This window comes from Microbispora amethystogenes (assembly GCF_016863015.1).
Lineage (GTDB): Bacteria > Actinomycetota > Actinomycetes > Streptosporangiales > Streptosporangiaceae > Microbispora > Microbispora amethystogenes.
The window spans coordinates 86748-109418 of sequence record NZ_BOOB01000029.1; the positions used below are offsets into that span (position 1 = coordinate 86748).

22 protein-coding genes are annotated in these 22671 nt (G+C 71.9%); 12 read left to right on the plus strand and 10 right to left on the minus strand.

The genetic code is table 11. From position 1 onward, the window contains the following. Positions 1–127: 127 nt before the first annotated feature. Positions 128–769: a DUF2306 domain-containing protein gene (locus tag Mam01_RS20390; RefSeq protein WP_239101459.1), complete on the plus strand. Its 642-nt coding sequence runs from the start codon at positions 128–130 to the stop codon at positions 767–769. Here Mam01_RS20390 and Mam01_RS20395 read toward each other — a convergent pair. Both Mam01_RS20395 and Mam01_RS20400 read right to left on the minus strand, forming a co-directional pair. Continuing rightward, on the minus strand, positions 759–1415 hold the full coding sequence (locus Mam01_RS20395) for a response regulator (RefSeq protein WP_204286843.1): 657 nt from the start codon (positions 1413–1415) through the stop codon (positions 759–761). The genes Mam01_RS20390 and Mam01_RS20395 overlap by 11 nt on opposite strands. Next, positions 1412–2566 carry a sensor histidine kinase gene (locus tag Mam01_RS20400; protein ID WP_204286844.1) on the minus strand — a complete coding sequence of 385 codons (1155 nt, stop codon included), beginning with the start codon at positions 2564–2566 and terminating at the stop codon, positions 1412–1414. The genes Mam01_RS20395 and Mam01_RS20400 overlap by 4 nt, the downstream gene beginning before the upstream one ends. A 179-nt stretch (positions 2567–2745) precedes the next feature. On the opposite strand from Mam01_RS20400, the gene Mam01_RS20405 reads away from it, so the two are divergent. Together Mam01_RS20405 and sppA are read left to right on the plus strand one after the other, a co-directional pair. Continuing rightward, positions 2746–4290, plus strand: coding sequence for a glycosyl hydrolase family 18 protein (locus Mam01_RS20405; protein ID WP_239101460.1), 1545 nt, complete (start codon positions 2746–2748; stop codon positions 4288–4290). 97 nt (positions 4291–4387) lie between these two features. Further along, positions 4388–6079 carry a signal peptide peptidase SppA gene (gene sppA, locus Mam01_RS20410; RefSeq protein WP_204286845.1) on the plus strand — a complete coding sequence of 564 codons (1692 nt, stop codon included), beginning with the start codon at positions 4388–4390 and terminating at the stop codon, positions 6077–6079. Here the strand turns inward: sppA and Mam01_RS20415 are convergent. From Mam01_RS20415 to Mam01_RS20435, 5 genes are read right to left on the minus strand one after another with little or no spacing between them, the layout of a single operon-like run. After that, the gene (locus Mam01_RS20415) at positions 6061–6519 is read right to left on the minus strand and encodes a flavin reductase family protein (RefSeq protein ID WP_204286867.1); all 459 of its coding nucleotides are present in this window, start codon (positions 6517–6519) and stop codon (positions 6061–6063) included. The genes sppA and Mam01_RS20415 overlap by 19 nt on opposite strands. A gap of 44 nt (positions 6520–6563) precedes the next feature. Beyond that, positions 6564–7481 carry an ABC transporter substrate-binding protein gene (locus tag Mam01_RS20420; protein ID WP_204286846.1) on the minus strand — a complete coding sequence of 306 codons (918 nt, stop codon included), beginning with the start codon at positions 7479–7481 and terminating at the stop codon, positions 6564–6566. Between the two features lie 38 nt (positions 7482–7519). Next, complete coding sequence (locus Mam01_RS20425; RefSeq protein ID WP_204286847.1) at positions 7520–8182, minus strand: ABC transporter permease; 663 nt, start codon at positions 8180–8182, stop codon at positions 7520–7522. A gap of 13 nt (positions 8183–8195) precedes the next feature. After that, on the minus strand, positions 8196–8870 hold the full coding sequence (locus Mam01_RS20430; RefSeq protein WP_204286848.1) for an ABC transporter permease: 675 nt from the start codon (positions 8868–8870) through the stop codon (positions 8196–8198). After that, complete coding sequence (locus Mam01_RS20435; RefSeq protein ID WP_204286849.1) at positions 8867–9919, minus strand: ABC transporter ATP-binding protein; 1053 nt, start codon at positions 9917–9919, stop codon at positions 8867–8869. Before Mam01_RS20435 ends, Mam01_RS20430 begins: the two co-directional genes overlap by 4 nt. A 283-nt stretch (positions 9920–10202) precedes the next feature. Between Mam01_RS20435 and Mam01_RS20440 the strand changes: the two genes are divergently transcribed. Further along, positions 10203–12809, plus strand: a complete 2607-nt coding sequence (locus Mam01_RS20440) for an RNA polymerase sigma factor (RefSeq protein WP_204286850.1) — start codon at positions 10203–10205, stop codon at positions 12807–12809. Positions 12810–12921: 112 nt separating this feature from the next. Further along, a complete protein-coding gene (locus Mam01_RS20445; protein ID WP_204286851.1) occupies positions 12922–13578 on the plus strand; it encodes a TetR family transcriptional regulator in 657 nt (218 codons plus the stop codon). Between the two features lie 103 nt (positions 13579–13681). Here Mam01_RS20445 and Mam01_RS20450 read toward each other — a convergent pair whose 3' ends face one another. After that, positions 13682–14017, minus strand: coding sequence for an MmcQ/YjbR family DNA-binding protein (locus Mam01_RS20450; protein ID WP_150935523.1), 336 nt, complete (start codon positions 14015–14017; stop codon positions 13682–13684). 77 nt (positions 14018–14094) lie between these two features. Further along, positions 14095–15123: a GDP-mannose 4,6-dehydratase gene (locus Mam01_RS20455; RefSeq protein WP_150935524.1), complete on the minus strand. Its 1029-nt coding sequence runs from the start codon at positions 15121–15123 to the stop codon at positions 14095–14097. A gap of 245 nt (positions 15124–15368) precedes the next feature. Here Mam01_RS20455 and Mam01_RS20460 point away from each other — a divergent pair, with 245 nt between their 5' ends. The 3 genes from Mam01_RS20460 (at position 15369) to Mam01_RS20470 (ending at position 18469) form a co-directional block, all read left to right on the plus strand. After that, on the plus strand, positions 15369–16610 hold the full coding sequence (locus tag Mam01_RS20460; protein ID WP_204286852.1) for a glycosyltransferase family 4 protein: 1242 nt from the start codon (positions 15369–15371) through the stop codon (positions 16608–16610). An 87-nt stretch (positions 16611–16697) separates the two neighbouring features. Next, on the plus strand, positions 16698–17411 hold the full coding sequence (locus Mam01_RS20465) for a class I SAM-dependent methyltransferase (protein ID WP_150935526.1): 714 nt from the start codon (positions 16698–16700) through the stop codon (positions 17409–17411). Continuing rightward, entirely contained in the window at positions 17408–18469 is a 1062-nt protein-coding gene (locus Mam01_RS20470) for a prenyltransferase (RefSeq protein ID WP_204286853.1), read from the plus strand. The genes Mam01_RS20465 and Mam01_RS20470 overlap by 4 nt, the downstream gene beginning before the upstream one ends. Positions 18470–18514: 45 nt before the next feature. Here the strand turns inward: Mam01_RS20470 and Mam01_RS20475 are convergent, their stop codons facing one another. After that, on the minus strand, positions 18515–19159 hold the full coding sequence (locus tag Mam01_RS20475) for a class I SAM-dependent methyltransferase (protein ID WP_204286854.1): 645 nt from the start codon (positions 19157–19159) through the stop codon (positions 18515–18517). Between the two features lie 41 nt (positions 19160–19200). On the opposite strand from Mam01_RS20475, the gene Mam01_RS20480 reads away from it, so the two are divergent. From Mam01_RS20480 to Mam01_RS20495, 4 genes are all read left to right on the plus strand, one after another. After that, complete coding sequence (locus Mam01_RS20480) at positions 19201–19395, plus strand: ferredoxin (protein WP_204286855.1); 195 nt, start codon at positions 19201–19203, stop codon at positions 19393–19395. Then, positions 19392–20495 (plus strand): Zn-dependent alcohol dehydrogenase, encoded by a 1104-nt coding sequence (locus Mam01_RS20485; protein ID WP_239101462.1) that lies wholly within the window; start codon positions 19392–19394, stop codon positions 20493–20495. The genes Mam01_RS20480 and Mam01_RS20485 overlap by 4 nt, the downstream gene beginning before the upstream one ends. A 55-nt stretch (positions 20496–20550) precedes the next feature. Further along, positions 20551–21045, plus strand: coding sequence for an MSMEG_6728 family protein (locus Mam01_RS20490; RefSeq protein WP_204286856.1), 495 nt, complete (start codon positions 20551–20553; stop codon positions 21043–21045). Positions 21046–21107: 62 nt separating this feature from the next. Continuing rightward, positions 21108–22550: an AAA family ATPase gene (locus Mam01_RS20495; RefSeq protein ID WP_204286857.1), complete on the plus strand. Its 1443-nt coding sequence runs from the start codon at positions 21108–21110 to the stop codon at positions 22548–22550. The last annotated feature ends 121 nt before the right edge of the window (positions 22551–22671 follow it).

The following is a 22671-nucleotide window of genomic DNA, read 5'->3' on the forward strand; positions in this document are numbered from 1 at the left end:
TCCGCCGATGAACCGCCCCCGCCCCGCGTACGACGATCGGGCCATGACAGAACTGACATCGGCAGACGTGACATCGACGCGACGGTCCGTACCCCCGCGAGGTGGCCGGAGGAAAAGGGAGTGGCTGGTGCCGGCGGGGCTGATCGCGCTCAGCGCCGTGCCCGTGGTCGCCGGCGCGGCCCGGCTGTCCCAGCTCACCGGCGGCGGACCGGTCACCGCGGACAGCGCCCGGTATTTCGCGACGCCCTTCCCCGTGGTCGCGCACATCGTCGCCGTCACCCTGTTCAGCCTTCTCGGCGCCCTGCAGTTCGCCCCCGCGCTCCGCCGCCGCGCGCCGCGCTGGCACCGGGTCTCGGGACGGGTGCTGGTGCCCGCCGGGCTCGTCACGGCCCTGTCGGGCCTGTGGATGACGCTGTTCTACCCGCACATGCCGGACGACAGCGCCCTCCTGGTCGGCGTACGGCTGGCGGTGGGCGGCGGCATGATCGTGTCGATCGTGCTCGGCTTCACGGCGATCCGGCGGCGGGACGTCACCCGGCACCGCGCGTGGATGGCGCGCGGCTACGCGCTCGGCATGGGCGCGGGCACCCAGGCGCTGACCATCCTGCCCTGGGTCGTGGTGACCGGCGGGCAGCCCGGCCCGCTCCCCCGCGCGCTGCTCATGACCCTCGCGTGGGTGATCAACCTCGCCGTGGCCGAGTGGGCCGTCCGGCGCCGGCCCGGCGCCCGTAAGCCCGGCGCCCGCCGGCCCGCGCCCGTCAGCCCGTGACGCGGCCCGTCTGATAGGCCCACATGGCGATCTCGACGCGGTTGCGGGCGCCGAGCTTGGCCATCAGGCTGGCGACGTGTGTCTTGACCGTGCTCAGCGAGATGTGCATCTCGTCGGCGATCTCGCTGTTGGTCCGCCCGCGCGCCACCGCGGCCAGGATCTCCTCCTCCCGGTAGGTCAGCGGCTCGACGAGCCGCGCCGCCGGTGCGGCGGGGCCGGACCGGGCGAAGGCTCCGAGCAGCCGCGCGGTGACGCTCGGGGCGATGAGCGCGTCCCCTCCGGCGGCGGCGTGCACGGCCTGGGAGAGCATCTCGGCGCCGGCGTTCTTGAGCAGGAACCCCCGGGCGCCGGCCCGCAGCGCGGCGTAGACGTACTCGTCCAGGTCGAACGTGGTGATGACCACGACGGCGAGGGGGTCGGCGACCCCCGGCCCGGCGAGGCAGCGGGTCGCCTCGATGCCGTCGACGCCGGGCATGCGGATGTCGAACAGGCAGACGTCCGGGCGCAGGCGCCGCGCGAGCTCGACGGCCCGCCGCCCGTCGGCGGCCGTGCCGGCGACCTCGATGCCGGGCTGGGCGTCGAGGATCATCGCGAGCCCGGTGCGGACGATCTCCTGGTCGTCGGCGACCAGCACCCGGATGCTCACGTCGCCACCCCGTTCCTGGGCAGCACCGCGGTGACGGTCCAGCCCCGGCCGGGGTCCGGGCCCGCCACGCAGGTGCCGCCGAGCAGGTCGGCGCGTTCGGCCATGCCGACGATGCCGTATCCCCCGCCGTGTCCTGCGGGGCCCGGCGGGCGGGCGGAGCCGCCGTCGCCGTCGTCGCTCACGCGCAGGCACACCGAAGGGCCGTCCCCGGCGACGTGCACCGCCACCCGGGTGGCGTGGCGGGCGTGCCGCAGCGCGTTCGTGACCGCCTCCTGGGCGATGCGGTAGACCGCCGCCTCGACCGACGGGGAGATGCCGCCGAGGTCACCGGAGATCTCGACCCCGACGGACGGGTGGTCCGGCCCGCCGGGCGCCGCGAGCCCCTCCAGGTCGGCGATCTGCCGTCCGGGGGTCAGGTCCGCCGGCTCGTCCCGGCGCAGGACACGGACCATGGCCCGCATCTCGTCGAGGGCGCGCGCCGCCTCGGCCTCGATCACCCGCAGCGCGTCGGTCGCGGCGTCCGGCCGCGACGCGGCCGTGGCGAGGCCCGCCTGCGCGCGGATCGCCATCGCCGAGACGTGGTGGGCGACGGTGTCGTGCAGTTCGCGCGCCAGTTGCTCGCGTTCGAGCAGCTTGACCTGGTCGAGCTCGCGGGCCCTCGCCCTGGCCCGGTAGCGGAACGCCCAGCCCAGCGTGGTCGTGGAGAGCACGACGGCGAACGGGCCGATCGCGTCGGCGAGCGCGGCGTGCTCGACGAGCACGGACAGGCCGGCCCCGGCGAGCATGACCGCGAGGCCGATCACGATCTCGCGGCCCGACCCCCACCGCAGCAGCGCGTACGGCAGGATCAGCAGGTAGGCCAGGGAGTACATGTCGAGCGTCGCGCCGTCCAGGGCGACCGGGACCAGGGTCGTGACGACGAAGCAGGCCGCCAGCGCCTCCAGGGGCCGGGTCCGGCGCCACAGCAGCGCGGGCGTCAGCCCCGCGGTGACGACCACCGAGAAGACCCGCCACGGCAGGTCCGGCCGCAGCACCCCCTCCAGCACCGCGAGCGGCACCAGCACCACGACGAGCGCCCAGTCGCGCCACACCCGCCTGGGCGGGTCGGGGGGACGGGGCTCGTGCCAGACCGAGCGAACGAGACCGCTCACCGCATCATCGTACGGGAGCCCGCGCCTTCGGGGCAGGTCGCGCGCGGGTGGGACCTTAGCGAGGAGTTAACCGGCGATTAACCGGCCGCAGGGGCGTTGACCCTCCGGCGATCGGTGCTTACGCTGCCAACTAATAGGAAACTTTCCTATCGTTTATCCCCCCAGACCGGGAGTTTCCGTTGCGAAAGATCCTCCTCGGGTCCATGATCGCCGGGGCCGCGCTGCTCGCGCCGCTCGCGATCGGGACCGCCTCCGCCACCGTCGCCACGAGCACCGCCGCCACCGCCCCCAAGGCCGGAGTCGTCACCCTGGCCTACGCGGCCTGGGCCCCCAACACCTGGTACGCCGTCGGCGCCCGGGTCACGTACGCCGGCAAGGACTACGAGTGCATCCAGGCGCACACCTCCCTGACCGGGTGGGAGCCGCCGATCGTGCCGGCCCTGTGGAAGCTCCTGCCGGGCGGCTCCACCTCGTCCCCCTCCCCGAGCGCGACCCCCACGAGGAGCCCCTCCCCGAGCCCGAGCCCCACGAGGAGCCCGAGCCCCAGCCCTAGCGCGACGCCCACCGTGACGCCGACGGTCACCCCGACCGTCACACCGCCGCCGGGCGGCAAGAAGGTGCTGGGCTACTTCGCCGACTGGGGCGTCTACGGCCGCCAGTACTTCGTGAAGAACATCGTGACCAGCGGTTCGGCCGCCAAGCTCACCCACATCAACTACGCGTTCGGCAACGTGACCAACGGCCAGTGCGCGATCGGCGACTCCTACGCCGACTACGACATGGCCTACACGACGGCCAACAGCGTGGACGGCAAGGCCGACACCTGGGACGCCGGCGCGCTGCGCGGCGCCTTCAACCAGCTGCGCAAGCTCAAGGCGCAGTATCCGAACATCAAGGTCCTCTACTCCTTCGGCGGCTGGACCTGGTCCGGCGGGTTCGCCCAGGCCGCGGCCAACCCCACCGCGTTCGCCAACTCCTGCTACAACCTGCTGAAGGACCCCCGCTGGGCCGACGTGTTCGACGGCATCGACATCGACTGGGAGTACCCGAACGCCTGCGGCCTGAGCTGTGACTCCAGCGGCGCGGCGGCGTTGAAGAACCTGATGGCGGCCCTGCGCGCGAGGTTCGGCTCCAGCTATCTCGTCACCGCCGCCATCACCGCGGACGGCACGAACGGCGGCAAGATCGACGCCGCCGACTACGCGGGAGCGGCGCAGTACGTCGACTGGTACAACGTGATGACCTACGACTACTTCGGCGCCTTCGCCGCCCAGGGCCCGACGGCTCCGCACTCCCCGCTGACCTCCTACTCGGGCATCCCCACCGCCGGGTTCTACTCCGACGCGGCCATCCAGAAGCTGAAGAGCAAGGGCGTGCCCGCGAGCAAGCTGCTGCTCGGCATCGGCTTCTACGGCCGCGGCTGGACCGGCGTGACCCAGTCGGCCCCCGGCGGCACCGCCACCGGCGCCGCGCCCGGCACGTACGAGGCGGGCATCGAGGACTACAAGGTCCTCAAGAACAGCTGCCCGGCCACCGGCACGGTCGCCGGCACCGCGTACGCCAAGTGCGGCTCCAACTGGTGGAGCTACGACACCCCCGCCACCATCGGCGGCAAGATGACCTACGCCAAGAACCAGGGTCTGGGCGGGGCCTTCTTCTGGGAGTTCAGCGGTGACACCGCCAACGGCGAACTGATCACCGCGATGTCGAGCGGCCTGAGGTAACCACTTCGCACCGATCGGGGCCTCCGCGTGCCACACTCACGCGGGGGCCCTGACCGTCGGGGCATACCGGCCAAAACCGTCGCTTATGGTGGCATTTATGGACGCGTCGAGGACGATCGTTGAGACCGTGGCCAAGCTGCGGCAGCGCCGCACCGGGCCGCTGGTGCTGGAGCTGGACCTGACCGAAGGGCTGTCCGAGGGACCGCCCGCCGACCCTGTCACCGCCCTGCTGTCGATGCGCAAGCCGCGCCTGGCGGAGGTGCTGTCGGGCCTGCGCCGCGCCCGCAAGGACCCCCGGGTCACCGCGCTCATCGTCAAGATCGGCGGGAACCCCCTGGGCCTGGGGATGGTGCAGGAACTGCGCGAAGCCGTCGTGAAGCTGCGCGCGGCGGGCAAGCCGACCGTCGCGTTCGCCGAGACCTTCGGGGAGTTCGGCGCCGGGACGGTTCCGTACTATCTGGCCAGCGCCTTCGAGCGGGTCTACCTCCAGCCCTCCGGCGACGTCGGCCTGACCGGGGTGGCGCTGGAGCAGCGCTTCCTGCGTGACGCGCTCGCGAGGGCCGGGGTGGAGTATCAGCTCGGCCAGCGGCACGAGTACAAGACCGCGGCCAACATGTTCACCCAGAACCACATGACGGACGCGCACCGCGAGTCGGCGGCCCGCATCGCCGAGTCGGTGACCGAGCAGATCACCGCCGGCATCGCCGAGGCGCGCCGGCTCACCCCCGAGCGGGTGCGCGAGCTGATCGACCAGGGCCCGTTCATCGGCGCCGAGGCCGTCGAGGCCGGGCTCGTGGACGGGCTCAAGTACCGCGACGAGGTCTACGCGGAGACCGTCGAGGACGGCGCCCACCTGCTGTACGTGTCCCGGTACGCCAAGAGCGCGCTGTCCGGGAAGCTGCCGCACCCCGGCGCCGACACCGTGGCCCTGGTGCACGGCACCGGCATGATCCGCCTCGGGCGCAGCGGCAGGTCTCCCCTCGGCGGCGGAGGGGCCATGGGCTCCGACACCGTCTGCGCCGCCCTCCGCGCGGCCCGGCGGGACGACAAGGTCAAGGCCATCGTGTTCCGGGTGGACAGCCCCGGCGGCTCGTACGTCGCCTCCGACGCCATCTGGCGGGAGGTCGTGCTGGCCCGGGAGGCGGGCAAGCCGGTCATCGTGTCGATGGGCGACCTGGCCGCCTCCGGCGGCTACTTCGTGTCGATGGCCGCCGACGTGATCGTGGCCCAGCCGGGCACGCTGACCGGCTCGATCGGCGTGTTCGGCGGTAAGCCCGTCGTCGGTGAGCTGCTCGGCAAGCTCGGCGTGGCGACGGAGTCGGTCGCCGAGGGCGCCAACGCCGGGATGTTCTCGCCGACGACCGCGTTCTCCGAGACGCAGTGGGAGCGGGTCAACGCCTGGCTCGACCGCATCTACGACGACTTCGTCGGCAAGGTGGCCGACGGCCGCGGCCTGAGCAGGGAGCGGGCGCACGAGCTGGCCAAGGGCCGGGTGTGGACCGGCGCCGACGCCCGGGCGGCCGGCCTCGCCGACGAGCTCGGCGGCCTGGAGGACGCCCTCGCCATGGCCCGCCGCCGGGCCGGGCTCCCCACCGCCGCCCCGGTGCGGACCTATCCCCGCATGCACCCGCTGGAGCGGCTGCGGCCGGCGGAGTCCAGCGAGGACAGGTCGGCCGCCATCTCCCGGATCCGCCTGGAGGCGTGGGGACCGCTGGCCCGGCTCGCCGGGGAGCTCGGCCTCCCGGCGTACGGCCCGCTCGCGCTGCCGGGCTACTGGACCATCCGGTAGCGGGAGCGCAGCCGTACGAGCGGAGGCTTGGCGGCGTCGACGTAGTCGACGCCCAGCACCGCGCCGACGAACAGCGTGTGATCACCGGCCGGGACGACCTGCGTCGTCTCGGCCTCGATCGCCGCCACGCCGCCCTCCACCACCAGCGCCTCGCTGTGCTCGCCGCGGTGGTGGGCGGCCCCGGCCAGCAGGAGCCGCGCCCCCGGCCGCCCCGCGGCGGCGAAGCGGGAGGCGACCGCCTGCTGGCCGTCCGCGAGAAGGCTGGCGGCCCACCGGTCCCGGCGCAGGAGCACCTCGGCGAGATATCCGGCCGAGTCGAGGCTGACCAGCACGAGCGGCGGATCGAGCGACACCGACATCAGGGTCGCGACCGTCGTGCCGAGGTCGTCACGGTCGTCCTTCACCGTCACCACGGCGACGCCCGCGGCGAGCTGCCGCATGGCCTCGGTGAACAGCCCCTGCACCGGACTCACTCAGGACTCACCTAGACGAGACCGTTCTGGGTCAGCCAGTCCTTGGCGACCGCCGGCGGGTCGTCCTTGTCGACGGCGATCCGCTTCATCAGCGAGACCAGCGTCTCGGTGTCCAGCTTGGCGGAGATCGCGTTGAGCGTGGAGACCACGGTCTCGTTCGCCTCGGCCTTGTGGACCAGGGGCGTCACGTTCTCCGAGCCGAAGGCGTTCTTGTTGTCCTGCAGCGGCACGAGGTCGTTCAGCACGATCTTGGGGTCGGTGGTGAACACGTTGCCCACCTGGACCGTGCCGCTCTTGATCGCGTCAGCCGTGGTGGCCCCGGTGGGCTTCCACTGCTTGAACTCCAGGCCGTAGACGCTCTTGAAGTTCTCCTCCTGGCGGTCCTTGAACTCCGGCGGGCCGCCGACCGTGAAGTCCTTGGAGACCTTCGCGAGGTCCTCGATCGTGGCGAGCTTGTACTTGTCGGCCGTCGCCTTGGTGACGGTGAGCGAGTTGTTGTCCTCGGCCGCGGCGGGCTCCAGGATCTCCAGCTCGGGCGGCAGCTTGGCCTTCAGCCCGGAGAGGATGTCGTCCTTGGTCCGCGCCGTGCTCGACTTGTCGATGAACGCCAGCAGCGACCCGGCATACTCCGGCAGGACGGTCAGGCCGCCGCTCTTGACCTGGTCGTAGACCACCTCGCGGCTGCCGATGTTGGGCTTCTCCTCGACCGTGACGCCCTTGGCCTTGAGTGCCTGGGCGTAGATCGAGGCGAGCAGGACGCTCTCGGGGAAGTCGAAGGAGCCGACGACCACCTTGGCGGCGGCCGCGCCGCCGGACCCGGAGGCCGCCGGGGCCGCGGTCGCGGTGGTGAGCGGGTCGGACCCCCCGCAGGCCGACAATGTGAGCGCCGTGGTCAGGGCGACCGCCGCGACGCCGAACATACGCCTCATAAGGAAAAACCCTTCATTTCTGGGAGATAATACGGAGATTAGCGGGTCTGCCGGACTCCCGGCGAGACGACCACCCGGTCGAGGAGGAGGAAGCCGAACTGGACGGCCAGCGCGAGGGCCGCGACCAGGACCGCGCCGCCGATCACGCTGGAGTACGCCTTGGTGGCGAGGCCGTCGATGATGAACCGGCCGAGCCCGCCGAGGCCGACGAACGCCGCGACGGTGGCCGTGGAGACGACCTGGATGGCCGACAGGCGCAGTCCCAGCAGGATCAGCGGCAGCGCGACCGGCGTCAGCGTCCGGAACAGCACCTGCCGCCCGCGCAGGCCCATGCCGTACGCGGCGTCGCGCAGGTCGGCGTCCACGCCGCGCAGGCCCTCGTACGTGTTGACCAGGATGGGCGGGACCGCCAGCACGATCAGCGGGACCAGCACCGGCAGCACGGTCCCCACCCCGGCCAGCAGCACGACGAGCACGAGCAGGCCGAGCGTCGGCAGGGCCCGGGCGGCGTTCGCCGCGACGACGACGAGCAGCGCGCCCCGGCCGGTGTGGCCGATGAGCATGCCGAGCGGCACGGCGATCAGCGCCGCGACGAGGAAGGCCGCCGCCGAGTATCCGAGGTGCTCCAGCAGCCGGGCCGGGATGCCGTCGGGGCCGGACCAGTGCGCCGCGTCGCCGAAGAAGTCGGCCAGCCAGTTCACGCCGTGCCCCCCTTCACGCCGCGCTCCTTGCCCGGGACCAGGGGGTCAGCAGCCGCTGGGCGAGCACGAGCAGCCCGTCTGCGAGCACCGCGAGCAGCACGATGAGCGCGATCCCGACCACGATCGGCGTGTAGAACTGCCGCTGCCAGCCGTCGATGAACAGATTGCCGAGCCCGCCCTGGCCGATCAGCGCGCCCACGCTCACCAGGCTGATGCTGGACACGGTCGCGATCCGCAGCCCGGCGAGGACCACCGGCACCGCGACCGGCAACTCGACCCGGAGCAGGCGGCGCGCGGGCCGGAAGCCCATCGCCACGGCCGACTGCCGTACGGGATCGGGGACCGAGGCCAGCCCGTCCACGACGGCGGGGATCAGGACCGCCAGGGCGAAGAACGTCAGCGGGATGACGACGGTCGCACGGGTGAGCCCGGTGACGGACAGGAAGATCGAGAACAGGACGAGGGAGGGCAGGGAGTAGGTCACGTTCATCAGCGCCGCCGTCGGCTGGTACAGCCACCGCCACCGAGCGCAGGCCAGGCCGAGCGGCAGCGCCACCACCAGCCCGAGCAGCACCGGCAGGAAGGCCGTCACGACGTGGTTCTCCAGCAGCGTGCTGATCGCCGAGGGGCTTCCGCTGTCCCAGTTGCGCGCGATCCAGTCCCAGCGGACCAGGGGCTCCTCGATCACGCGGGCGCCTCCTCGGCCGCGGCGGAGCCGGCGCCCCTGACGGGCGGCGCGTACTCGGCGAGCAGGTCGTCGATCGCGTCCCGCCCGGCCACCCCGCGCACGCGGCCCTCCTCGTCCACGGCGACCGCGACGCCGTTCGGCGACAGCAGCGCCGCGTCGAGCGCCGCCCGCAGCGAGTCGGTCTCGGGGTCGAAGGTGCCGTACGCCGCGAGGCCGTCGCCGGTCCGCCAGCCGAGCGGCCTGCCGTCCCCGTCGGTCACGAGGTCGGGCGGCGCCGGGCCGAGCCGCACCTCCTTGGCGGAGATGAACGACAGCCGCCGGATGCCCCGGTCACGCCCGAGGAAGCCGCGGACGAAGTCGTCGGCCGGCTCGGTGAGCAGCGTGGCCGGGCCCGCCATCTGGGCCAGCCGCCCGCCGACGCGCAGGACGGCCACCGTGTCGCCGAGCTTGACCGCCTCGTCGATGTCGTGGGTGACGAACACGATCGTCTTGCGCAGTTCCGACTGCAGGCGGAGCAACTCGTCCTGGAGGCTGGCCCGCACGACCGGGTCGACGGCGCTGAACGGCTCGTCCATCAGCAGCACCGGCGGGTCCGCCGCGAGCGCCCGGGCCACGCCGACCCGCTGCTGCTGGCCGCCGGAGAGCTGGAAGGGATAACGGTTCGCGAGGCCCGCGTCGAGCCCGACCAGTTCGAGCAGCTCCATCGCCCGGGCACGGGCCTTCTTCTTGTTCCAGCCGAGCAGGTACGGCACCGTCGCGACGTTGTCCACGATCTTGCGGTGCGGGAACAGGCCCGCCTGCTGGATGACGTACCCGATGCCGCGCCGGAGCGTGGGCGGGTCGATCTCCCGCACGTCCTGGCCGTCGAGGGCGATACGCCCGGAGGTGGCGTCGATCATGCGGTTGATCATCCGCAGCGAGGTGGTCTTGCCGCAGCCGGAGGGGCCCACGAACACGGTGATCGCACCGGTGGGCACCTCGAGGCTCAGGTCGTCCACGGCCACCGTCCCGTCCCGGTAGCGCTTGGTGACACCTTCGAATGTGATCACGCCGTATCTGCCCTTCGAAAGAGTGTGCGATCAAGGCAACACCGGAGGCGCCTTCGCTCTTCCCCGTCAGCTCCCCGGAAATCATGGCGGCCCCCACCGCGTTCGTCAGCCCGGCAGTCAGCCTATGGAGATACTCGCGAGATCCGGGCCTGAATATCTATCAATAGGGCATCTCCTGATGCGTGGTGCGCCGATGTGTTGGCATGATTACTCTCACGCCTCTCCTGTCCCTCCGCTCCGTTCCTCCCGTAGGGACCAGCCACGAACCCTTGAGGAGCCGGTCGTGACTTCACCGCTCACCGGTCAGCGCTCCAGGAGCGAGCTGATCGCCGAGCTCTTCGAGCGTCACGCCGCGGGGTTGTTCGCCTACTGCCACGACCAGCTCGGCGAGACCGCCTCGGCGGCCGACGCCGTGGTCGCCGTCTTCACCACCACTCCGGCCACCCCCGAGCCCCCCTCGCGCGCCGTGCTGTACGCGCTGGCCCGCCGCGAGATCTACCGCCGGGACGTCAGCTACGCGCTGCCCGCCGTGGACTCCGTCGCCGACCCGGCGACCGCGCTGATCGAGCGGGTGTTCCGCGACATCCGGCCGCACCAGCGGGAGGTCCTGCTGCTGTCGGAGGTCTGCGGCCTCACGCCGCCCGAGCTGTCGCTGGTGCTCGACGTGGCGGGCGACACCGCGGAGGAGCTCGCCGCCGGAGCGAGGCGCCGCTTCACCCAGACACTGGCGACGGCGGTCGCCGCGGCGAGGTCCGCGCCGTTCGTGCCTCCCCCCGTCGCGGAGGTGTACGACGCCATCGGGGTCGCCCCCATCGCCGACGTGCTGGCCCGGCTGCCCTGGCGTCACCCGTCCGCCTCCGTACGCAACCGGGTGCTGGCGGCGCTGCCGTACGAGGAGCCCGGCGACTCGTCCGAGGCCGGTCCGGAGCAGGCGGCGGAGCAGTCGGGGGCTCGGTCCGGGGGGCTTGTCACCAAGAGGCTGTGGCCGACCACACCGACCTGGCCGCTGCCGCTGAGCGACCCCGACCAGGTCACCAACACCTGCGTGGTCAATACCGAGGCCATCACGCCCCAGGAGTCCCGGCGCAAGGCCAAGCACGAGGCGACGACCGAGCCCATGCCCCGGCTGCGCGGAGCGCTGCTCAACTCGCTCACCGAGGGCCGCCTGCGCAGGAAGCGCGCCACCCGGCCCGAGCCCCGATCACAGGAGACCCGGGAGCAGGAGACACCGGCAGAGACCCGGGCGCAGGAAAGCCCGGCGCAGGAGTCCTTGGCGGCGCCCGTGGAGCCGCTGGCTTCCCCGCAGTTCCCGTCTCAGGCCCTGCCCGAGGCTGTGTCCCAGGCCCTGTCACAGCCGCCGTCGCAGGACCTGTCACAGCCGTCCGGCTTCGGCGTTCCGGAGTCGGCGGGCTCGGTGGGACACGCGGGTCATGCGACGGCTGTGGGTGCCGAGGGCCTCGCCGCAGACAGGTCCAACGTCGATTGGTTCAGCTCCGAGGGCTTCGACGCCGAGCGGTCGGACGCTGAGCCGTTCGAGGCCTTCCGCCCAGCCGAACCGGCCGACCCGTTCGACGCCTTCGCTCCCGCGACTCCTCCCGGCGTGGCCCGGCCCGCCGACCCACCGCCCGGCGAGTCACCATCCGCCGAGTCACCATCCGCCGATCCACTGCCCGGCCACGCCGTCTTCGCGGATGATCCGCAGAGGCAGGCACCGGGACAGGTGCCGGGCGAACGGCGCGGTTTCGACGCCTTCACGCCCGCCGGTCCGCTCCCGCCCGGGGAGTCCTTCGACGCCTTCACGCCCGTCAGTCCGCTCCCGACCGGCGAGTCCTTCGACGCCTTCACCCCTGCGGACCCGGCGACCGCCTCCAGGCCCGGCGAGCCGTTCGACGCGGCGCACACGCTCCTGTTCGAGACGCTCCGCTCCGCCGAACCCTTCGACGCTTTCGCCGCCCCGGGCGAGGCGCCCCCCAAGCCAGCCGACGAGTCGGCTCCTCAGCCCACGGCCGGCGCCGCTGAGCCGGACCCACGGCCCGCGACAGAGGCCGCCTCGCCGCCCGAGGCATCCGGGCCGTCCGGGCAGTTCTGGCAGTCCGAGCACCCCGAACCTTCCACCCCATCCGACGCGTTCCCCCCGGCCGAGAGCGCCGCGATCCCGCAGGTCGTGTTCCCGGAGGCTGAGTTCCCACAGGCTGAGTTCCCAGCGACCGGGTTCCCGCAGGTCGAATTCCCGCAGGTTGAGGAGCGGGTCGAGGATCCGGCCGGCGGGTATCCGGCGGTGTTCCGCGAGGACGTCCCCCCGGCGGTCTCCGCGAGCACCTCGCACGACGCCTCCCAGGACACGGCACTCACCGGCGGGTATCCGGCGGCATTCCGCGAGGACGTCTCCCCGGCGGTCTCCGCAAGCGCCTCGCGCGACGTCTCCCAGGACACAGCACTCACCGGTGAGTATCCGGCGGCGTTCCGCGAGGGGGGAGCCCCCGAGGCGCCTCAGGCGGAGGCCGAGGCCCTGGACCCCACCCCGGCGCCTGACACCGCATCGGCCACTACATCGACATCGGCTACCGCACCGGCCGCCGCTGCCGCCTCCCCAGCCGCCGTCCCTGCTGCCGTCCCTGCCTCCTCGCCGGTCGCGCCCGGGCGGAAGGACGGCAAGCGCACGGCCAAGAAGCACACGAACACCGGCGGCGCCAAGAAGGCCGGCAGCGCCAAGGAGAAGGCCGGCAGCACCGGGAACGCCGGGGAGGCCGGTGCCAGGGCTGCGGGGAAGGGGTCGCGCAAGAAGAGCGACCGGCACTACGACTGGCTGTGGGAGGCCGTCGGCTTCCTGATCTGCCTGATAATCGCACTGGTCGTCTTCTTCACCGTGCCGACGATCGTCACGCACTGACCTCCCCGCTCGGGACAGCGAAGTAGAACCGATTACATTTCGCGAAATCCCGGCGTTTTCGCGACTGGCGGGTAACCAGCCTGGACGGGCGGGAGTCGGATAGCGTGTTCCCATGCGCACTTCGCATGTGGTCGCCGACGTCCCGCCGCCGCGCCCCGACGCGCCCTCCGGCACGGGCGCGCATCCGGCTCCGGCCACCCCCGGAGTCCGCGCCCGGAGCCAGCACCAGCGACGCCGGCGGATCGTGCAGGCGGCCGCGGCCCTCGCCTCCCGCGGGGGCGTCGAGGCGATGCAGATGCGCACGGTGGCCGAACGCGCGGGCGTCGCGCTGGGAACGCTCTACCGCTACTTCCCCTCCAAGATGGACCTGGTCGTGGCGGTCGTGGGCGAGGAGATCGACCTGCTGGAGTCCAGCATCGAGCGGCGGCCCCCAACCGCCGCCCAGCCCGCCGGCCGCGCGGTCGACGTGCTGATGCGGGCGACCCGGGGGCTGATGCGCGAGCCGGAACTGGCCGACGCGCTGATCCGCTCCCTGATCATCGCGGAGGTGGAGGCGCCGTTCGGCGACCGGATGGCGAGCCTGGTGCTGCGCGTCGCCGCCGGCGGCCACACCGCGGACCTTCCTCCCGACGATCAGCTCGCCCTCACCGCGTCCCTGGTGGGCGTGTGGGTGCAGGAGCTGCTGGAGATGCTGCGCGGACGGCGAACCTACGAGCAGATCCAGCACCGGATCGAACTCGCCGCCGAGCGGCTGCTCGCCGGCTTCTGATATTCACCGTCGGCCGTATTCACCCGACCCTGTATTCACCGCCGCCCCCGTATTCACCCTGCCCCCGCAATCGGGCTGGAACGGGTTCCAGTTCAACAGGGCGTCATTCGAATGCCTCGACGAGGGCCTTGGGCGCGGTCAGGCACCACGCCTCGGTGACCAGCTCGAACAGCTCGTCCGGCTCGATCCCCTCCAGGTGGACGACGACCCAGCCGAACCGCCCGGCGGTGAACTGCGGCTCGAACACCTCGGGACGCTCGGCCACCAGCGCGATCTGCTCCTCGATCGTGGCCTTGAGGCCGACCGTCCGGGTCCGCTCCCAGAGGTAGCCGAACCCCTTGTCGCGCACCTTGAAGGCGACCCAGTCGCCCCCCTCGCTCTGCCGCACCTCGGGCAGCCGGTCCAGCATGCCCAGGAACTCCTCGACGCTCACACCCATGCGTCTGTCGTACCAGAGCGCACCGACAGAACCGCGCCGTCCCGGGCGGGACGGTCCTGTCACCGGTCATGGCACGGTCACGGCCAGGAGGGATTGTCCTGCTCGGGATCGCGGCCGTCGGCGAGGAGGCGCAGGTCGGCCTCGACCATCATCGCCACGAGGTCCTCGAACGACACCGTCGGCTCCCAGCCCAGCTGGGTGCGGGCCTTCTTCGGGTCCGCGCACAGCAGGTCGACCTCGGCCGGCCGGTGCAGGGAGGAGTCGCAGACGACGTGCCGCTCCCAGTCCAGCCCGGCGGCGCCGAAGGCGGCCTCGACCAGTTCGCGCACCGAGTGCGTGCGCCCGGTGCCGATGACGTAGTCCTCCGGCTCGGCGGCCGACAGCATCAGGTGCATGGCCCGGACGAAGTCGCCCGCGAAGCCCCAGTCGCGGCGCGCCTCCAGATTGCCGAGGCGCAGCTCCGACGCCAGGCCGAGCTTGATCCTCGCGACGCCGAGCGACACCTTGCGGGTGACGAACTCCGCCCCGCGCCGGGGCGACTCGTGGTTGAACAGGATGCCCGACACCGCGAACATCCCGTACGACTCGCGGTAGTTCTGCGTGAGGAAGTGCCCGTACGCCTTGGCCACGCCGTACGGCGACCTCGGGTGGAAGGGGGTGCGCTCGGTCTGCGGCGTCTCTCTCACCTGCCCGAACATCTCGGAGGACGACGCCTGGTAGAAGCGGATCTGCCGCGCGGACGAGCCGCGTGAGGCGGTGATCCCCGAGCAGACGCGGATGGCCTCCAGCACCCGGAGCACGCCCATGCCGGTCACCTCCCCGGTGAGCTCGGCCTGCTCCCACGACATCGGCACGAACGAGATGGCCCCGAGGTTGTAGACCTCGTCCGGCTGCGCCTTCTCCACCGCGGAGATCAGCGATCCCTGGTCGAGCAGGTCGCCCCGCACGAGCCGCACGTCCTGCAGGAGCCGGCGCACGCGCGGCACGCGCGGGTTCGCCTGGCCGCGGACCAGCCCCCAGACCTCGTATCCCTCACGCAGCAGGTGCTCGGCGAGATAGGAGCCGTCCTGACCGGTGATGCCGGTGATCAGCGCACGCCTGGCCAACGGATCCTCCTCATACCACCCAACTCGGCCTATGAGAGGCGAATGTACCGCCCTGCCCGACCTCACCCACATAGCCGGTAGTAGAACGCGTTACACCGAATCTCGTTCGGGTAACCTAACACCCCAGGTCGGGGAGGGTGAGGGTCGAGCGAGGACCCCTTCCACCTCACATCACCCTAGATAAGGTCAAATGGTAGTGTTCCTGGCAGCAGCCCCACGGGGGCACGACTGGAAAGGGGTGCCTCTTGGCGGAGAGGCTGCGAGTCGCGCTGCTGTCCTATCGCAGCAAGCCCACCTGCGGCGGCCAGGGGGTGTACCTACGCCACATCAGCCGTGAGCTCGTCGCCCTGGGCCATCACGTCGAGGTCTTCTCCGGCCAGCCCTACCCGGAGCTGGACGAGGGCGTGATCCTCAACAAGATCCCCAGCCTGGACCTCTACCGCGACGAGGACCCGTTCCGCACGCCGAAGCTCGCCGAATACCGCGACTGGATCGACGCGCTGGAGGTCGCCACCATGTGGACGGCCGGGTTCCCCGAGCCGCTGACGTTCAGCCTCCGTGCCTTCCGCGAGCTCAGGAAGCGGCGGGGCGACTTCGACGTCGTCCAGGACAACCAGACGCTTGGGTACGGCCTGCTCGGCATCCAGAAGCTGCTCCCCGTGGTCGGCACCATCCACCACCCCATCAGCGTCGACCGGCGGATCGAGCTGAAGGCCGCCAAGGGATGGAAGCGGCTGTCGATGCGCCGCTGGTACGGATTCGTCCGCATGCAGAGCGTCGTCGCCCCCCGGCTCAGCCCGATCCTGACCGTCAGCGAGTCGTCCCTCGCCGACATCCACCGCGACTTCAACGTGCCGCAGTCGAACATGCGGCTGATCCCCCTCGGCGTCGACACGCGGTTCTTCCACCCCCGGCCGGAACTGCCGAAGCGGGAGAACTCGATCGTGGCCGTGGCCAGCGCCGACTCCCCGATGAAGGGCGTCGCGACGCTGCTGCGGGCCGTGGCAAAGCTCGCCACCGAACGGGAGGTCAACCTGACCGTGGTGAGCAGGCCCACCCCCGGCGGGCCCACCGAACAGCTCGTCGGCGAGCTGTCGCTGCACGACCGCGTACGGTTCGTGCACGGCATCCCCGACGAGGAGCTGGCCGAGCTGATCGCCACCTCCGAGGTGGCGGTGGTCCCCTCCCTGTACGAGGGCTTCTCGCTGCCGGCCGTCGAGCACATGGCGTGCGGCACCCCGCTGGTCGCCTCGCGTACGGGCGCCCTGCCCGAGGTGGTCGGCGACGCGGCGATCCAGGTGGCACCGGGCGACCCGGAGGAGCTGGCCGCCGTGCTGCGCCGCCTGCTCGACTCCCCGCGGGAGCGCGAGGAGTACGGCCGCCGCGGCTACGACCGCGTGATGGAGCGCTACGCGTGGCCGGTCGTCGCCCGGCGCACCGTCGAGGCCTACCACGAGGCCATCGCCGCTCACACCCCCTCGCGGTGACTCCCCGGCCCCCGAAGCACACCCCACGCGGCACCACCCCACGCAGCGCCACCCCACGCAGCGCCACCCACGAAAGGCAGGCACCGAGTGCTGACCGTCGACTTCGCCCGGCTGCCGGTCGGACCGGGTGACCGCGTCCTCGACCTCGGGGCCGGTGGTGGCCGGCACGCCTTCGAGGTGCTGCGCCGCGGCGCCGACGTGACCGCCTTCGACATGGACGCCGCCGAGATGGAGAGCGTGGCGGCCATGTTCGCGGCCATGGACAAGGAGGGCGAGGTGCCGGCGGGCGCGACCGGTGACACCGTCGTCGGCGACGCCCTCGACATGCCGTTCCCCGACGCCTCCTTCGACCGCGTCATCGCCGCCGAGGTGCTGGAGCACATCCCCGACGACATGGCCGCGATGCGGGAGATCGTACGCGTGCTCAAGCCCGGCGGCCGGGCGGCGATCACGGTGCCGAGCTTCCTCCCCGAGCGCGTCTGCTGGGCGCTGTCGGAGGACTACCACACCACCCCCGGCGGACATATCCGGATTTATACGTTGGCGGAGCTCCAGGCGAAGCTCAAGGCCTCGGGCCTGGAGGTCGGCGGCCACCACCACGCGCACGGGCTGCACACGCCGTACTGGTGGATCAAGTGCGCGGTCGGAGTGAAGAACGACGAGCATCCGCTCGCCAAGGCGTACCACGAGCTTCTCGTCTGGGACATCATGAAGCGCCCCCTCGCCACCCGGCTGGCCGAGGCCGTGCTCAACCCCCTGATCGGCAAGAGCGTGGTCGTCTACGTCCGGAAGCCCGCATGAGGCGGCTGCCGCACGTTCCCGGGATCATCACCGCCGACCAGGTCCTCCGTACGGCCGAGAGCATCGCCGCCATCCAGGACGACGAGGGCGGGGTGCCCTGGCCCGAGGGCCACATCGACGCCTGGAACCACATCGAGTGCCTGATGGCGCTGACCGTGGCCGGGCTGAGCGAGGAGGCCCGCAGGGGCTACGACTGGCTCGTACGGCATCAGCGCCCGGACGGCTCCTGGCCGATGCGGATCCGGGACGGGCGGCCCGCCGAGGCCGCCGGCGAGTCCAACCACGCGGCCTACATCGCGGTGGGGGTCTGGCACGACCTGCTGGTGACCGGCGACGAGGACTTCGCCCGCGCCATGTGGCCGACGGTGGTCCGGGGCCTCGGCTTCGTCATGGGGCTGCAGACCACGCGGGGCGAGATCCTCTGGCAGCGCGACGCCGAGGGCCGCCCGGCCGACTACGCCCTGCTCACCGGGTGCTCGTCGATCCACCAGGGCCTGCGGTGCGGGGCGCTGCTCGCCGAACGGCTGGGCGACCCGCAGCCCGACTGGGAGCTCGCCGCCGACCGGCTCGGCCACGTCGTCGCCCACCACCCCGAGGCGTTCGCCGACAAGAGCCGGTTCTCGATGGACTGGTACTACCCCGTGCTCGGCGGCGCCGTACGCGGGGTGGACGCCGTACGCCGGTTCGACCTGGGATGGGACACCTTCGTGGAACCCGGCCTCGGGGCGCGCTGTGTCTCCGACCAGCCGTGGGTGACCGGCGCGGAGTCGTGCGAGCTGGCGCTCGCGCTCGACGCCGCCGGGCTGCCGGACCGCGCACTGACGGTGTTCGCGGACATGCAGCACCTGCGCCACGAGGACGGGGCCTACTGGACCGGCTGGCAGTTCGTGAACGAGCGGCACTTCCCCGACGAGCGGTCGGGCTACACGGCGGCCGCGGTGGTGCTCGCCGCCGATGCGCTCGCCCACGCGACCCCCGGCTCGGGGATCTTCCGCGACGCCGGCGGCCGGGAGGCCCGCGTCACCGGCGAGTGCGGCTGCGAGCGCGCCCGCGCCTGATCAGCCTGCTTCTGATCACACCGCGCCCGATCACACTGCGCCCGATCACACTGCGCTTGATGAGCTCTTCTCCAGCACCCGCAGGGACCCGGTGACCCGCACCTCCGTGAAGGCGCCGGACTCCAGCGCGCGCAGATAGACGTGGTACGGCGCCTGCCCGCCGTCGGCGGGGTCGGGATAGATGTCGTGGAAGACGAGCGCGCCGCCCGGCATGACGTGCGGCGCCCATCCCTCGTAGTCGGCGGTCACCGGCTCCTCCGAATGGCCGCCGTCGACGAACAGCACGGCGAGCGGCGTGGCCCAGAACCGGGCGACCGTCGCCGACTCGCCGACGACCGCGATCACCTCGTCCTCCAGGCCGGCGGCGGCGATCGTGTCGCGGAAGAACGGCAGCGAGTCCATCCGCCCGGTCCGCGCGTCGACCAGGTCGGGGTCGTGGTGCGGCCAGCCGGGCTGGATCTCCTCCGATCCCCGGTGATGGTCCACGGTGAAGACCACCGTCCCCGCCTGCCGCGCCCCGGCGCCCAGATAGATCGCCGACTTGCCGCAGTACGTGCCGATCTCGCAGACCGGCCCCCGCAGGCCGTACGTCGCGGCGGTCTCGTACAGCGCCTCGCCCTCGGCGGGCGGCATGAAGCCGCGCGCCTCCTCGGCGGCACGGCGCAGCGGAAGGGGCATCGGAGTTACCATGACGGGCACCCTACCCGGGCCCCCGATGAGGAGGACGCGTCGTGAAGATCGTTGTGGATTACGAGGCGTGCGAGGCCAACGCCGTCTGCATGGGTCTGGCTCCCGAGGTCTTCGAGGTCGACGACCAGGACAACCTCTGGGTGCTGATGCCCGAGCCGCCCGCCGAGCTGCTCGACCGGGTCCGCCACGCGGTCCGGTCCTGCCCGAAGGCCGCGCTGTCCCTCGTGGACGAGTGACCGTGCCTGTCACCATGCGCGGCGCGATCCTGCACGCGGTCGGCGACGAGAAGCTGGACATCCGCGACGACATCACGCTGACGCCGGTGGGCCCGGGCGACGTGCGCGTGCGCGTGCGGGCGACCGGCGTCTGCCACTCCGACCTGTCGGTGCTGACCGGCGTGCTCCCCCAGCCTCTGCCGATCATCCCCGGGCACGAGGGCGCGGGCGAGGTGGTCGAGGTGGGCGACGGCGTCACCACGGTCCGGCCGGGCGACCACGTCATCGTCAACTGGACACCCGCCTGCGGCGACTGCCCGAGTTGCCTGGCCGGGCAGCCGAACCTGTGCATGACCTACATGATGAAGGGCTTCGCCGAGCCGCGCTTCCGGTTCGGCGGCGGCACCCCGGCGTTCGGTATGGCCGGGTGCGGCACCTGGGCCGAGGAGATCGTCGTGCCCTGGCAGGGGGCGATCAGGGTCGACCCCGACGTGCCGTACGAGGTGGCGGCGCTGATCGGCTGCGGCGTCACCACGGGCGTCGGCGCCGTGCTCAACACGGCGAAGGTGCGCCCGGGGGCGACCGTGGCCGTGGTCGGGTGCGGCGGCGTCGGGCTGTCGGTGATCCAGGGGGCCCGGATCTCCGGCGCGACCACGATCCTCGCGATCGACCCACTGGAGTCCAAGCACGCGCTCGCCCTGAAGGTGGGGGCCACCCACGCCTGCACCCCCGACCGGCTCACGGACGCGATCGGCGCCCTCACCGGCGGCCAGGGCTTCGACCACGGCTTCGAGGCGGTCGGCAAGTCGGCGGCCATCATGACGGCCTGGCGGGCGACCCGGCGCGGCGGCGACGTCATCGTCGTCGGCGCGGGCGCCGTGGACGACCAGGTGCCCCTCAACGCCTTCGGCCTGCTGTTCGAGGGCAAGAACATCCTCAGCTCGCTGTACGGCGGCGCCGACGTCCGCAGGGACTTCCCCCGCTTCGTGAACCTTTACAAGGCGGGCAGACTCGACCTCGACAGCATGATCAGCGCGCGGATCAGGATCGGCGACCTGAACGAGGCGGTCGCCGCCCTGCGCGGCGGCGAGGTGCTCCGGCAGATCGTGCTGTTCGACTGAGATCTCCCCGTCCGAGGGGATATCTCCGGCGGTCACGGGTACCCCGGTCGGCGACATGCAGACGTTCCTGCCGTACCCGGACTTCACCGCCTCCGCACGCGTGCTCGACCCGCTCCGCCTGGGCAAGCAGCGGGTCGAGGCGCTGCAGGTCCTGCGCACGCTCACCATCCCGGGGTACGGCTGGCGGCACCATCCCGTCGCCCACATGTGGGCTGGATACGAGGAGGCGCTGGTCCGATACGGCCTGGAGATCGTCGCGGCGTGGTGCGACATGGGCCGGGCCGACACCTGCGCCGGGACGATGACCAGGGAACTGCTCGGCTGCCGCGGCATCGAGACGCCCCGCCCCCAGACGGCCCTCGCCGAGGCGGGCGAGCTGCCGCCGTGGCTGGGCGATCCCGCCCTGCACCTCAGCCACCGCTCCGCCCTGCTGCGCAAGGACCCCGGGTTCTACGGCCCGCTCTTCCCCGGCGAGCCCGACGACCTCCCCTACGTCTGGCCCGGCTCCGACCGCGTCAACGCCCTGCTCCCACCCCGCCGGCCCGTCTGAAACCCACAGAGGCCGTTGTGTGTAGATTGCATCTACGTAGATACAATCTACATAATGTCAGAGTGAGTGCGGTTCCTTTCATCGGCAGGCGACGAGAGCTGGCTGCCTTGACCAAGCGCCTCGACCGGGTCCGCCGGACCGGCGCCGGCTCCGCGATGGCCATCAGGGGACGTCGCCAGGTCGGCAAGTCCCGGCTCGTTCAAGAGTTCTGCGACCGGGCTGAAGTGCCGTACCTCTTCTTCACCGCGACCAAGGGGATGTCGCCGGTCGAGGCGGTTGGGGCGCTCTGCGCCGAACTCAAGGAGTCGTGCCTGCCCGCCGACCCCGAACAAGTCGTCCACGTCTCCAGCGGAAGCTGGCCGGAGGCGTTTCGGGTGCTGCACACGGCGATCCCCTTGGCCCCTTCTATTGTCGTCTTCGACGAGATGCCCTGGCTCGCGGAACAGGACGACCTGTTCGACGGCGCGCTGCAAACGGCCTGGGACAGACTCCTGTCGGCCAAGCCCGTTCTCCTGCTCCTGCTCGGCAGCGACCTCCACATGATGGAGCGGCTGACCGCCTACGACCGCCCGTTCTACGGTCGCGCCGACACAATGGCGCTCGACCCGCTGGATCCCGCGGAGACCGCCGACGCCCTCGGTCTTACCGGCGGTGACGCGATCGACGCATACCTCACCAGTGGAGGGCTGCCCGGAATCCTGCGGGCCTGGCCGCACGGCACTCCCACGCAGGAGTTCATCCGGCAGGAGTGCGAGGACCCGGCGTCCGCCTTGTTCGGCGTGCCCGAATCCGTCCTTCTCGCGGAGTTTCCCTCACCCGATCAGGCGCGCCGGGTGTTGGAGGCGGTCGGCAGCGGTGACAGGACACACGCCGCCATCGCCGCGACGGCGGGTGGGCGCGAGGGGCCTGTGCAGTCGGGGTCGCTCTCTCCTCTTCTTCGCCGGCTCACCGAGGAGAAGCGTGTCCTGGCGATGGACGAACCGTTGTCAGTCCAGGCCGGCAAGCCGGCGCTCTACCGCATCCGCGACCACAATCTGCGGATGTACCTGGGCGTCCTGCGCGCCGCAGCGGAACATTCGCATCGTGGGCGGCCCGATCTCGCGTTCCGGCTCGTGCAGCGACGTTGGGCGAGCCTGAGAGGGCGGGCCGTCGAACCGGTCGTCAGAGATGCGCTGGGCATGGCGGCCGCGGCGGGAGAACTGCCCTGGCCCGACGCGGAGACCGTCGGCGGATGGTGGAACCGCCGGTTCTCCCCGGAAGTGGATCTGGTGGGAGCGGATCGGGCGCCGGTGGCACGACGGGTGCTGTTCGCGGGCTCGATCAAGTGGCTCGGCACGCCGTTCGACGGCCACGACCTGGCCGCGCTGCGTCGCGACGCACTACAGGTGCCTGGCTTCGAGACCGGTACGAGCGGTCTCGTTGTGGTCTCCCTGTCCGGCACCGACGGCACCATCGGCGCTGACCTGGTGTGGAACGCCGACAACCTCATCGCCGCATGGCGTTGATCGGTAGGCGGCTCCACCGGACGGACGGGTAGCCCCCGGAGGTGTCCCCCCTTGGGCTACCCGTCAGCCGGCTGACAGATCAGCTCTCGGAGGAGAAGGCGGCGTCGAAGGCCGCGTCGGG